Genomic DNA, 13738 nt, shown 5'->3' on the forward strand with positions numbered 1-13738 from the left:
CCTTGTTGCTTGTTCTTACTTCTCTTTTAAAAAAATGCCATCTTGTAGCAAAGGCTCGGGATGGCATTTTTCATTAGAAGTAAACCCATTCATTTAGAAAAAGAAACTAATTTCCATTGAGTCCGTATCAATAACCGAACGATCGTTAAAATATAAACTATATGCGTCCCCAAAAAGTCAATAATGAGAGCCTGATGGCCGGTTTATTAGAAGTCTTGCGAAACAAAGGATATGATGGCGCTAGTTTGGCGGAACTTTCTATGGCGACGGGTTTGAAAAAAGCCAGCCTTTATCATCGTTTTCCAGGGGGAAAGAAACAGATTGCAGAATCGGTAATGCAGGAGGTGAGGGCATGGATCAAACTAGAGGTGCTGGATGTTCTGAAAAATAAAAAACTCAACCCCCAGGAGAGATTAACTATTGCATTGAATAAAATTGAAGAATTTTATGCCTGGGGAGAAAAGTCCTGTATCCTTAGGGCTCTTTCTATGGACAGCGGAATGGAACAGGTAGGAGATTTGGTTCAGGCGAGTATGGAAAGTTGGCAAAAAGGCTTTCTGAAACTAGGTCAGGATATGGGACTTTCAAGGAAGAAAGCTGAAAAGAGAGCACTTGAAAGTCTGATTTTGATTCAGGGTAGTTTAGTAGTTGCGAAAGGCAGTAGATCGCCGCAGGCTTTCAAATATGCCATCGAAAAAATTAAAAGCATTTATCTCTAATAAAAAAATTTATCTATTATTTTACCAAACGTTCGGTAATTAACTTCGTATGGCAAATACATTTCATCAAGGAGAACTCAAGGTACAGGAAATGAGCGGTGAAGCTTTGATTGCTCAATCCCGTACAGCTATGATAGCGCCTCAAATTATGTCCGGGGTCATTCCATTCCTGGAGAAGCAGGCATTGCTATTTCTCAGCTCTGCCAATCAGGCAGGGGAAGTCTGGATTTCAGCCCTTTTGGGAGATCCGGGTTTCATACAGGTGCCAAATAAAACCGAGCTTTCCGTATTGCTTCCTTATGTTTTTAGTAGCAAAGAGGATATCCTGTTTGAGAACCTTGGCGAGAAACCTGAATTAGGAGCTTTAGTTATGGATTTCAGCCATAGACGACGCTTTCGCATCAATGGCTCAGCCAGCCTTGATGAAACAGGCATACATCTGGGAGTTCGCGAAGCTTATGGAAATTGTCCCAAATTTATCCAGCGGAGACTCATTCATGCCATGAGTCCTTTCGAAGAAGTACAAGCAGAACAAAGCAGAGGAGTAGCCTTAAAAGAATCCCAGAAAGCCTGGATATCAGAAGCAGATACGTTCTTTTTAGGAAGCAGAAGCAAAGAAGGGAAAATGGATGCGTCTCATCGAGGAGGTAAGCAGGGTTTTGTCCAGATTCTTGATAATAAGCTCCTCAGAGTACCTGATTACCCTGGCAACAGCATGTACAACAGTCTGGGCAACATCTTAGAATATCCACAAGTAGGATTACTCTTTCTTGATTTCGAGCAGGGAAAAACTTTACAACTCAGTGGAAGAGCAGAACTTCAAATGGATCAAAATTCTCCCGATGATTTGGAAAGATCGGGAGGAAGTGGACGTTTCTGGACTTTTGAGGTAGAAAAATGGATAGAAACTAAAAACCATCATAAGGTGGATTGGGAATTGATAGATTATTCGCCTTACAATCCTTAACCATAAGCCTAAACAACTTGTCATCGCGAGTACAAATGTTGGGCGAAGCAATCCCCTTGATTACTATGAATCATTTGCTTTCAAGGAGATTGCTTCGTCTGTAATACAGACTCGCAATGACAGCTTTGCTGGATGCGTCGAAGTCCTCACTCAATTTTCCAATTGCATTTTCGATCAAAATTCCCCACTTTCGTTCCCATTTTTAGCACAATCATTTAACACAATTAATTGGAAACACATGAAAAAGATTCAAGTAATCCTCCTATTCCTGCTCTTCCTCAATTACCTTCCAGCCCAAAAATCCCATACCATAAGCAAACTGATTGAGGGCATTCCTACTACCGACAGCCTCCACAAAGATATCAACCTCCTTTGGGGACATTTCGATATCGATAAAAGTCAGTTATTGCCTTTCAAAAAAGACTTGAGTAAAAGCATGAATCAGGTACTGGCAAAAAAGTCCAGCCCTTTTAATGTCTTTCACTTCGCACTGGAATTGAGCAATGCAGATTTACTAAAGATCAACAAAGCTGCAGACCAGCATATCATTGCGACTCAGCAGAGAATTCGGGAGGTACTCAAACAAGACGCAGATTATCAGCAATGGATTTGGGATGACTCAGTCTATAACGATCTTCGTTATCAAAGTGGCGTTTTGCTGGATCTGATGAGTCATTTGAAAAGCAAAGCAAGCACTGTTGAACTTCTTGCAAGCTATAGTCATTTCCAGGATACCCGCCTCAAATTTTTCGCCCTGAAATCTTTATTGGAGAAAGGCATAAAGGTAAGTCCTGCAAGTTTTCTTTCGATAGCAGAAGCAGATGAAAGCCGGGAACTTTTATTTGAACTGCTGGAAACCCATGAGATGCTTGAGCAATTTCCCCAAAAATACAAGAATCAGGAAGCGCTTTCTCGTTCAGACATGGTCAATTGGTTGGTCTATCCCACGGAACTGGGTCGCATTCCAGACGAGATTGAACTCATGGAAGTAATCAGCATCAATTATGAAGATGTGGGAGAAACGGAGTACTATCTATGGAAATTCAGAAGTGATACAGAAGCCTGGAAAGAAGAAGGATGGATGGTTGGTATGTCCGGGCCTTATGTAAAAAAAGAAAGCCCTAGCACAAAGTCTTATGGACATACGTTCAGTCAGTTCAGCAAACTGGAGGAAATGACTCCCCAGGAGCATTTTGAACACATCATGGAAATTCTGAATAAGGCCTATGAGGAGAAATAGGAAATGAAATCATTTCGATAAGGAGGGGCAGATACTAATCTGCCCCTCCTTATTTCAAAATATCCCTACCTTTAAGCATGCAAGTCATCTCGATTCCGGAAACACTGCTGCCTTCTACTTCCAGAGGGCCTGGGTCAACTATCCTCTTTCATAGCTATGAAAGTGAAATAGAACACTCCAAGGTGAAGGTCGAAATGGGGAGTCATCTGATCAGCTTTATCCTTGAAGGACAAAAACAGGTATTTCAGCATGCTTCTTCTGCTGTAGTTGACCCCCACAGCTTTCTCATGCTTCGAGGCGGTAATTGCCTGATGACAGAACGCCTTTCTGAAAACAGGAGTTATAAGAGTTTCCTTTTTTTCTTTGATAAAGAAGTAATTACTGATTTTATGGTCAAACATAAGATCAAAGCAAAAGTTCCTGTTGAGAATCCCGATTATCTGGTATTACAAAAAGATCCGTTCATCAAGCATTTCCTGGAATCCCTCCTCCTGCTTATCCATGAAATGGGTGTTATTCCACAAGCCCTCAAAAAGGCCAAGTTTGAAGAACTCATGCTCTACCTGATTGATCGACATGGCGAAGGAGTAGTCCAGTTTTATTTAGAGAAAAACACATCCTCTCAGGAAATAAATTTCAAAAAGGTCATAGAGCAAAACCTGGACAATAAACTCAGTCTCGAAGAATTGGCTTTTCTCTGCAACATGAGTATTTCAACTTTTAAGCGAAAATTTGCCGAGCATTACGAAAGTTCGCCTAGCAAATGGTTTCTCCAAAAACGCATGGAGCAAGCGGAATACATGCTAAGGGTTCAAAAACTCAAACCGAGTGAGATTTATTTCGAACTAGGCTTTTCCAATCTCTCCAGCTTTAGCCAGGCCTTCAAAAATCGCTACGGTAGTTCTCCGGCCAAATACAGCTCTCAAGTGGATTGAGCTTTTATCGATACATTTTGATCTGATTTCGAAAGCGGGGAATTCTCCACAGCTCTAATTTTGTAGAAGTTTATTAACCATAAATTTCTATGAAAAGATTAGCCATTTTATTGATCAGCATTCCATTTTTCATTGGAAACACCTTCGGACAAACATTCACCCTAAGCACAAAAGATGTAGGAGGACAAGCTAGCCTTAAGCAAGTGTTTAAAGGTTTTGGTTGCGAAGGAGAAAACATATCCCCTCAACTCAGCTGGGAACATGCACCGGAAGGCACCAAAAGTTTTGCTATCACGATGTACGACAAAGATGCTCCTACCGGAAGTGGTTGGTGGCACTGGCTGGCTTTTGATATTCCTGCCTCTACTTCAGAAATCCCAACAGCTGCAGGTGATCCGGCCAGAAATCTGATGCCTGCAGGCACGATTCAGAGTCTGACCAATTATGGGGTTCCCGGCTTTGGAGGACCTTGCCCACCGGAAGGACATGGACCGCATCAATATGTAGTTACGGTATATGCACTAAATGTCGATAAACTTGGTCTGGATGCTAATACCAATCCAGCCATCGTAGGATACTACCTGAACAATGCCAGCATCCAAAAGGCATCCATTGTATTCTACTACCAAAGATAATCCTATGTAGCTTTGAACCCGGGGGGGACAATTGCCCTCTGGGTTCTATTTGCTTTGCATCATCTCTACCCCTGTCCAATCCTCCGGAACGCCCTTTCCTCTATGTTCAGTAGCCTTCAATAGATACATAGATGCAGGCTTATCGTCGGGGTTAAAGCGGATAATTTCTGCAAATGACCTCAGGGCCGTATCAAAATCTTTTTCAAAGTAGGCAGTAAGTGCTTTTTCAAAAATATCCTGGGTACTCTCCTTTTTCTGTCGAATATCTTCAGGATCACCATCGAAACACTCAAACAGTCCGATTGCCTTGTTCTTGCCTTTGGGCATAACTTTGCCTAAAAACCGGATTTTATGCCCATGATCTTTGCCAAGCTGGGCACAGGTGTATTCGCTCAACAAAATATTGACTCCAAAATGCTTGGTCAGGCCTTCGATCCGAGCAGCTGTATTCACAGTATCTGAAATTGTAGCGGGTTCCATGCGTTCTTTATCTCCAATTATCCCCATGATCAGTTTACCCGTATGTAATCCCATTCCTACCCTCACAGCTATCTTTCCTTTCTTTTCCCTTTCAATATTATAAGTACTTAAGGTTTTTTGCATTTCCACCGAAGCCCCCAAAGCATCTCTTCCATTTCCTAAAAAAATCGCCATAATACCATCGCCCAGATATTGATGAACAAAGCCATTATGTTGATTGATAATTGGTCCCATCCGACTGGAATAGGCATTTACAAATCGGAAATTCTGATCAGGGCTCATACTTTCAGACAGACTGGTATAAGCACGTATATCTGAGAAAAATACGGTCACCTCTCTTTCTACATTATCTCCCAGGCTGAGTTCAAGAATACTCTCATATCCCAGGGTTTGCAAGAAGGAGCGGGGAACGAATTTACTTGTAGCTGAGTTGATATTGTGGAGATTGAGCTGGGTAGTAGTTCGGGCTAAAAATTCACTTCTGGTAAAAGGTTTTGATATATAATCATTTCCTCCCAGGCTCAAGCCCTGTACCAGATCATTGACCTGATTTTTTGCCGTAATAAAGATGACAGGCAACTCACTAACCAAATACTTCTCTCGGATCATCTGACAAACTTCATATCCAGACATTCGAGGCATCATGACATCCAGCAAAACCAGATCATAACTCTCCTCTGATTCGATGAGTTGGAGGGCTTCCGGTCCATTCATAGCAGAATCTAGCTGATAGTTTTTGTGGATCAAATGATTGCGCAATACCTGATGATTGATCGGCTCATCATCAACAATCAGAATACGAAAGACCGAATTCCCATGGGTCGACAATATCTCTTCCGGTTGTTTTACCAGAACTTCAGTTGTCGCACTTATACTGGATAATTCCTGAAAGCTGGGGACAAATTCGAGTGGGACGGCCTTTTGACTGCTGATCGGTAGGGTAAAGAAAAAAGTCGACCCTTTTCCCAGAGAAGAACGGACCCACATCTCTCCTGCATGAAGTTCCACCAATTTTTTACTAATACTAAGCCCCAAACCTGTCCCGGCAAATTTTCGCGAAATTGAACCATCCGCCTGCTCAAATTCGTCGAATATAAGTTCTCGTTTATCTTCAGGTATGCCAATTCCTGTATCTTCAACCCGAACCTCCAGCATCTCATTTTTCTCTACCGCGTGGATGGATACGGAGCCTTTTTCGGTGAACTTGATCGCATTTCCGATAAGGTTATGAAAAATTTGCTGAATACGCCCTTCATCTCCTTCCACAGCTGGCAAATGCCGGGGAACACGATTTTCCAGCTCTACTTCCTTTCCTTTCAATAGGGGTTGATGGATTTTAATCACAACATCCGTAATGCTATAAAGATCCAGTGCCTTCTTCTGTACCTCAAGTTGCTTATTCTTAATCCGTGAAAAATCCAGGAGATCCCCCACCAGACTATTTAAGCGATGGGAGGAGGAAACCACCATTTGCAGGTTTTCTCTGATAAAATCCTCTTTGAAATTATTTAGGCCATCCAATAGAGATTCTGTGATCCCAATAATTCCATTTAAAGGGGTCTTCAATTCATGGGAGGTATTAGCAAGGAACTGATCCTTGAGTTTATCCATGTGCCTTAATTGTTCATTTGCTTTCTCCTGAACTTCCAGTTGCATTTTTCGGTTCAGGTCCTGCCGATAGCCAAGCCCCAGAGAAAAGGTCAATACTTCTGCGATAAAGAAAGATTCAATCACCCCCAGATAATCCCGGATATTAAACAGCAGATCAGCTGACAGGCCTACGATTCCGGCGAGCACCAGAAAAAGGGTTCCAAAAATCATGATCTGTGCCAGCCGTTCTTTCGTCCGGAAAAAACGAAGAGATACAACCAACAAAAAGAAGATAGAAGCTCCCACCGAAACATTGATGAGAAAATCTATATAAGGTTCATGAAAGGCAAAAAAGAGGATACTCAATTCAATCCCCATTACCAGCAAGATAATCTGTTGCCAGGCCAAACAAACTCGATCCCATTTAGGGATGAGGCTCTTTGTATCTACAAAAATGCGAACGAATTGAAAATAGGTAACCACCAAGGCATTGATTGACAGAATCCAGACCAGTAGTTGTAATTGGGGAAATTGATGGAAGAATAATTCGAAAAAAAGTCCACTGCGATAGAGGAAATAGATGGAGGAAGAAAAAAGGAATAATACGTAGATGAGATAGGATCTGTCTCGACTTCCTACAAATACAAGGGCTGAGAAAAATATCATGATCCAGAGCATTCCCTGAAAAACTCCCTGACCAATTCTGAAAGCTACTTCTGAACGTTGAACACTGTCTTCACTTTGCAAATAAATGTCAAAAAAGGGGGAAAGCTTATTGATTTGTCTAACCTTGATATAAACTAGCAGCTTCTCACCGGGAGCAAATTCCAATTTGAAATGATTGGCAATAGTGCTTCTATGTGACTTCTGATTGTATGGCAGGAATCTCCCACTTTTAAGGGAAGCAACTATTTCGCCCTCTTTTTCGAGCAGGAGCTCAACAAAACTATTCCCGCTCAGCACTTCTTCTCCATCCGGGAGAAGAATAAGGCTTTGAGCAGCATGGAAATCATTTTGGAGGCTCAACTTTGCCCAATAAGAAACTTCTTCATTGAGCTTGAATCCTAATTCTGATAGGTGAATCCAGGATGTTGAATCTTCCTGCAGGGAAGCGATTTCACTTTCCTCCGCAGCACTCTGGTTTATATAGAGATATGAATTGAGGGAAATTGCTGAAGAGATTGAATCAAAAGAAAAAGTCTGGATCTCCTGTGCCGGGGAAATGGAAGAGCAAAACAGCATGCATAAGCAAGCTATTGCTAGAATTCTTAGGGCTTTCAAAACATTCATTACTTAGGGGAAGGAGCGTGTGTATACCATTGAAAGATCCCATCAATGCCGGGAGCTAACTTTTATAAGATAGGAAAAATCTACCAAAGAAGGTTGAATTTAGGGTAAAGTCGGACTCGTCCATATATAAAGTAGCGGACTTCAACTTCATGGCATTGTAACCAACTCAGAATCATTCATTCTGTAATAAAAGCTTCCATGAAAAAGACCGCCTCCCTTCAGGATTCGCCCCTCACCTTCCAAATCCAAAAACTCAAGCGCCCCGGAAACCTGGTCCCCGAACTTCCCTATGAAGAGGTTTTGCAGGGATTTAGTAAAAAAATAAAAGTCTCCGCACCCGGACCGGAACAACTCGCCAACTTTGGCAGGCATCCTTTTATGAGGAGCTTGTATGCAGCCTATGCTGAACACAGGCCGATCGTACTTTCTCCGGACATGATCTGGCTCTTGATTTTGCAGGGCTTTTCCCGACATGTCAACTATAATTCCGCAAAGATGTCGGTGCTTTTAGGCCTGGATAAAGAGAAAGTCGAATTGAAATTAGAATATCAATCAGAATTTCTAGAGGGAGGATATGAAGTATGGGAAAATGCCGTTCTGGATTTTGAAACAGCTTTGCGGGGGCATATGGGCAATGAATTTATGGATAAGCTCCTCCCGGATTTTTCCACTACGGGGCACAGAGAATACATTGCCGGAATGATCAGTGTGATGGATAGCCTTAAGCCTTTTTTCAGATACCTTATTGATGTCTGTGTTTGTGGAATACCAGCTATAAGTCTGGAAGGTCAGCAAGAAGATTGGATACATCTAAGGGAAAAAAGCCTGGCATTAAAAAAGTATGAACTCAATTGGTGGATCAATGAGTTAGAGCCTGTCCTCAATCAGTTTATCCATGCTTTTGATGCTGAGATTGATAAGGATTTCTGGAGAAATATTTTCAAAATCCATAAGCCACAAATGTGCGGCGATCCAGAGAAGATTGATGGATGGATCACTCAATTTTTTCCCTATGATCGTTTTGGAAGAAGAAGAGCAGGAGAAGTGATTCTCGATATCAATGATTTACCGGAAGAAGTTCTGAAAGTGGATTTCAGCTTGCGCCTGATTTCCCCTGAGAGGACAGAGGAACTTCCCATGCAATTGATCTCAGGATTTGTGGGGGCTGAGCAAAAAGAATCAGATTTCAGCCTAAGACCTTATATATCCTGGATGGTAGCAGAAGCGGAGGAGGAAAATAAGGTAAAAGGTTTACCTCAGGATGGATTCTTTTACTCCTATGCAAATCTTCGGGAATTTCCGGAAGAAGTATTATCTCTCAAAAAAGCCTTCAATCTTGAGCTATACTTCATCGATAAGATTGATATCCCAAAAGCCCTCTCGAAAAAGGAACTTCATTATTTACACATCAGAGGCAATATTTCACACAAAGAAACAAGATGGCTCTTACGAAACTTCCCTTTTACCAGCCTGGAGATCAATGAGGAATATTATCATGAATTACCAAGAAGGGGATGGTTTTACCGGATCAAAAGGATCGCCTGGTATCAATTCAAGAGACTTTTGCCTTAATCCGATTTCCACTGGGAATATGTTTTGCCAGCCTGCTTATATTGCGGCCCCTTTTTATTCGGCCTCTTTATGATATTTTCTCAGGCAAAAGAAATTCCTCTCCCTTTCAACCCGGATCTTGGCATAATTCAGGGAGGCAAAGCTGAATTTTTATTGGCCAATTCATTTGGAAAACTGCTGTTGCTTAATGCTGAGCTGGAAGTACTCAATGAAATAAATCTGGCGAAGCGTCTGCTAGCTATTGATTATTCTTCCCGCTATAAAATAATCGGTACAGCAAATGAGAATGCCCTGAATATTCATGATCCAAGTGGCGAGATTCTTCACATACTTTTGGGAGACTATCAACAGCTAAAAATCTCGGGAGACAAAATTTGGGCGATAAAAAAGCAAAGCCCTCACAAAAAAGTCCTTGAAATTTATAGCATAGGCTCCTGGAATCAGCTAGCCAAACTTGAGTTTGCGGACCCTTTCGGAGCTAGCCAAATTAGCTTTGGACAATTAGCCCTCGAAAATAGAGATGCCCTCCTTATGGAATTTAGCGAGGGAACGGATAATCGCAGAATTATAGTCTGGGAACTCATCGGCAAGAAAATTCGGGCGAGACATTCGGAACTTGACATCCATTTTCCCGAATCCTACAGTCCTTCCGCTAAGAAATACCTACAATCAGATATCCACCATCTAGCCGTCTATCATTCAGATTCCCACCAGAGAATATATGCGTATGAAATTCCTGCGGATTTAGGATCGGTAATAAGCCCCTTTTTTTTATCCGAGAACAGAATCCTTTTACCTACTGAAGAAGGGCAATTCTATATTTTCGACCTTTTTTCTAAAAAAATCATAGATAACCTGAGATTAAAAATTCCCCAATCTGATGGATTGGAGAATTTAGGTTCATCTGTTCCGAATATGATAAGTCGAATAGATAAATGGGTTTTTGCACTTTATCAAATAAGTAGAGGCAGTAAGAAGAACATCTGTTTTCTTTATGCTTTTGACTTAGATGAATACGAGATTGAGGGAAAGCAACTCAAGCTGTTTCGGTAAGGGTTTAATCAATCTTCTTCGGAAAAACCTCTTCCCCATTTTGCCAATAAGTAGTTTTGTTGATCGAACCGTCTGCATTGAAATCAAATTCAAAATAGGCATCAAATTCCCGGTAGTAAAAGACCTCATTGGATTCGGGATAGAGTTTTAGGGCCGGATATTTATTCATCTGAGAAAATAGATTTTCTCCTTTACGGCTAATCTTTAGGATTTGACCTTTACCAAAATCATAACTACCCAGAATACGGTCCATATCTTGTGTGCTGATCTTAGCAACTTTCTGTACAGGCTCTTGCAGGTCTTCTGTTGAAAAACTCTTATTGATCAGGAACCAGCTTGTCATGAACAATTGATTCCAGGAGCGGCGAGTATTGCTCATTACAGCTACAACAATCTTTGCATCCAGGAGAATCATCAATTGAGAACTTGTGCCTGATTGCGATCCACTATGTCCGATGATTCGTCCCCTGCGATCATTCTCATCTTTATACAGGAACCAACCCATGCCATAAGGATTTCCTTGCTTTTTTAATCCAGAGCGTGTGGTCATCAATTCCAGGGTTTCAGCTTTTATGAGCTTATTATCCAAAATGGCCTGGCCAAATTTCAGGAGGTCATGCGAAGTAGAAAGAATACCTCCACCTGGCGTCTTCATACTCAAATTGGTTTTGAGGTCTTTTTTCAATTCTCCTTTGTCTGTTCTTTTATAGAGTTTGGATGAATTAGCTAGCTCAACTCCTTTTCGTTCAATGGAGGTATGCATCATGCCCGCAGGTTCCCACACATGTTTTTTCATATAGGCCTCATATTCCATTCCACTTAGCCTTTCAATTACCACTCCTAAAACCACATATCCATAGGTAGTGTAACGATAAGCAGTACCGGGTTCAGCCACCAGTTTCCTTTCCCAGAATCTCTTCATCGCATCATCCAGTTTAGGGAAGTTTTTAGTCGAGAAGCTATCCATATCTCCTTTATAATGATTGGTGCCAGAGGTATGGGTCAGGAGTTGCCGAACCGTAAACGTCCCTTTTTCATGCTTGGGGTATTCCGGAATATAAGTATGAATAGGCGCATCAAGATCGATCTTCCCTTGCTCATACAATTGTAAAATAGCGATAGCAGTCATAGGCTTGCTGATCGAAGCAATGCGATGGATCATATCAGCTTCAGCCACTTCTCCCGCTTCCTTATCTCTCCAGCCAGCACCATTCTTCCAAAGAAGTTCACCTTCTGACATAATACCTGCAGTAATACCCATATGCTCCTGAATGTCTATCGCAACTTCCAGAATGCTATCCGCTTTCAGGGCAAGCAAGTCCTTATCTGCTGTAGATTGCAGTTGGGCCATTGCAGGTTGTGGAATCAGGAATAATCCTGAAATAATATTGACAATAAGGGTGATCATGCGTTCCATGAGAATTTTATTTTTTGGTGAATACTTACCCAAGGATAAGGAAGGGCGGAAGATTTGTTGCAGAGAAACATGCCAATGGCACGGAGGACTTTTGAATGGCACGGCTTAGAGGCTAAGCTTGCCTATCTTTGTTATGTTATGAAAAATATACTGCTTCTCTGCCTCTTTCTTTTTAGCCTGAATCCAGCTTCAGCCTATGATGGGATTATATATCCGGATAAACGGGTGCAGATGCAAGGAGACAATCCTTTGTGGGCAAGTAAGGACTTGAATGACGAAAGTTGGGTGGATCAGGATATCGATGGCTACGGATATTTTTGGGTGCGCTTCTCCTTCGAGGTCGATGAGGAGATTTTTGAATTGAAACATCCCGGCCTCCACATCATCAGTTTGGGTTCTTATGAGGTCTATTGGGATGGAGTCAAGATAGGCGAAAATGGGAAAGTGGGCGAAACGGTGGAAGAAGAAGTTCCGGGCAATTTTATGAGCCAGGTTTTGATTCCCGACTCATTGGCAACAATAGGTTCGCACATTGTAGCCTTCAGGGTTAGCAATGTGCATATGCCCACCTACATCCTGGGAAGCTGGAATGCCTGTTATATAGAAGAGTATAAACAAACGGTTGAGGAATACCTGCGCGTAACCGCCTTTATTTTCATTCTTGCAGGAATCTATTTGATGGCAGGAACCTACTATCTCTTTCTGTTTATCATGAGAAACAGAGAGAAAGAGGAACTTATATTTAGTCTTCTTTGTTTTCTCTTCTTTGGGCTGATATTCGCAGAGTATTTCAAATTTCTTTACCTCTATCCCTACCCCTTCCATATCAAACGATTGGGAGTGATTTATTTTCTCACCCTCTTTATTTCTTTTCTCACTCCTTACTTCTTCGTCAATTTCTTTGAGCTCCCAAAAGCACTCCTGATCAATCTCACAATCCTGGTCTTGCTCATTGCTTCCAGCTTCATTTTAACAGTTGGAACTGACCCAGCTGCCCGAGTCATGTCTTTGGTTGGCCTGATTTCTTCCTTGGGAATTGCTTTTTATGCGGTCTATAAAAAGAAGCAACATGCCTGGGTGGTATTTAGCGCCTTGAGTATATCGGGGATGGTGATTCTTTTTTACCAACTAAGCTTTCGATTTTTGCTGTATGCATATGACGTAACCCTATTCATTAGCTTTAGCATACTTGTCCTCTCTATGATGTATGTTCTGGCTCGGCGTGCACGCGACCAGAAAGAAGCCTATGAAGCTTCAGTCATCCTTTCTTCCCGTCTCCAAAATGAGCTACTTAAAAAGAATATTCAGCCCCATTTCATCATGAATACCCTTACTTCTTTGATGGAGTGGATAGAAGAAGCTCCGGGCGAAAGCATTCAATTTATTGAGGCTTTATCTGGAGAGTTTGAAATCATGAGTGAGATAGCGGAAGAAAAACTCATTCCGATCATGCAGGAAATCGACCTCTGTAAATACCATATTGAGATCATGCGTTTCCGAAAGGAATTGAACTATATTTTTATACAGGAAAACATTGATCCGGAGGAGAAAATTCCCCCTGCCATTTTTCACACCCTGATCGAAAATGCCATCACACATAGTTATCCGGATAAAGAAAATCGCATCAAAATTTTCTTGCGATTTTTCCGTGTAGAAGATCATCGCTATTACGAATTGGAAGTGGTTGCTCGAAATAAGAAAACAGAAAAGAAAGAAGAAGGTACCGGTTTCAAATACATCCGTTCTCGACTTAGCGAAAGCTATGGAGAACAGTGGACCCTCGACAGTAGTCCTACGGAAAGTGGCTGGATCACGCGCATCAAATTATTAAACGCATAGC

At 41.7% G+C, this 13738-nt stretch carries 10 protein-coding genes; 8 read left to right on the forward strand and 2 right to left on the reverse strand.

Going from position 1 to position 13738, the window contains the following annotated elements:
• Nucleotides 1-161: 161 nt before the first annotated feature.
• From R8P61_22970 to R8P61_22990, 5 genes are all read left to right on the forward strand, one after another.
• The gene (locus R8P61_22970) at nucleotides 162-719 is read left to right on the forward strand and encodes a TetR/AcrR family transcriptional regulator (protein MDW3649953.1); all 558 of its coding nucleotides are present in this window, start codon (nucleotides 162-164) and stop codon (nucleotides 717-719) included.
• A gap of 49 nt (nucleotides 720-768) precedes the next feature.
• Complete coding sequence (locus R8P61_22975; GenBank protein MDW3649954.1) at nucleotides 769-1686, forward strand: pyridoxamine 5'-phosphate oxidase family protein; 918 nt, start codon at nucleotides 769-771, stop codon at nucleotides 1684-1686.
• 238 nt (nucleotides 1687-1924) lie between these two features.
• Complete coding sequence (locus tag R8P61_22980) at nucleotides 1925-2926, forward strand: hypothetical protein (GenBank protein MDW3649955.1); 1002 nt, start codon at nucleotides 1925-1927, stop codon at nucleotides 2924-2926.
• A gap of 77 nt (nucleotides 2927-3003) precedes the next feature.
• Complete coding sequence (locus tag R8P61_22985; GenBank protein MDW3649956.1) at nucleotides 3004-3861, forward strand: AraC family transcriptional regulator; 858 nt, start codon at nucleotides 3004-3006, stop codon at nucleotides 3859-3861.
• An 89-nt stretch (nucleotides 3862-3950) separates the two neighbouring features.
• Entirely contained in the window at nucleotides 3951-4496 is a 546-nt protein-coding gene (locus R8P61_22990) for a YbhB/YbcL family Raf kinase inhibitor-like protein (GenBank protein ID MDW3649957.1), read from the forward strand.
• 45 nt (nucleotides 4497-4541) lie between these two features.
• Here R8P61_22990 and R8P61_22995 read toward each other — a convergent pair whose 3' ends face one another.
• Nucleotides 4542-7808, reverse strand: coding sequence for an ATP-binding protein (locus R8P61_22995; protein ID MDW3649958.1), 3267 nt, complete (start codon nucleotides 7806-7808; stop codon nucleotides 4542-4544).
• Between the two features lie 246 nt (nucleotides 7809-8054).
• Here R8P61_22995 and R8P61_23000 point away from each other — a divergent pair, with 246 nt between their 5' ends.
• Together R8P61_23000 and R8P61_23005 are read left to right on the forward strand one after the other, a co-directional pair.
• Nucleotides 8055-9428 (forward strand): DUF4419 domain-containing protein, encoded by a 1374-nt coding sequence (locus R8P61_23000; GenBank protein ID MDW3649959.1) that lies wholly within the window; start codon nucleotides 8055-8057, stop codon nucleotides 9426-9428.
• A gap of 69 nt (nucleotides 9429-9497) precedes the next feature.
• A complete protein-coding gene (locus tag R8P61_23005; GenBank protein ID MDW3649960.1) occupies nucleotides 9498-10481 on the forward strand; it encodes a hypothetical protein in 984 nt (327 codons plus the stop codon).
• A gap of 4 nt (nucleotides 10482-10485) precedes the next feature.
• On the opposite strand, the gene R8P61_23010 is transcribed toward R8P61_23005, so the two are convergent.
• Nucleotides 10486-11898 carry a serine hydrolase domain-containing protein gene (locus R8P61_23010; GenBank protein MDW3649961.1) on the reverse strand — a complete coding sequence of 471 codons (1413 nt, stop codon included), beginning with the start codon at nucleotides 11896-11898 and terminating at the stop codon, nucleotides 10486-10488.
• A gap of 138 nt (nucleotides 11899-12036) precedes the next feature.
• On the opposite strand from R8P61_23010, the gene R8P61_23015 reads away from it, so the two are divergent.
• On the forward strand, nucleotides 12037-13737 hold the full coding sequence (locus tag R8P61_23015; protein MDW3649962.1) for a histidine kinase: 1701 nt from the start codon (nucleotides 12037-12039) through the stop codon (nucleotides 13735-13737).
• Nucleotide 13738 lies beyond the last annotated feature (1 nt).

This window comes from Bacteroidia bacterium, from assembly GCA_033391075.1.
In the GTDB taxonomy this organism is placed as follows: Bacteria; Bacteroidota; Bacteroidia; order J057; family J057; genus JAWPMV01.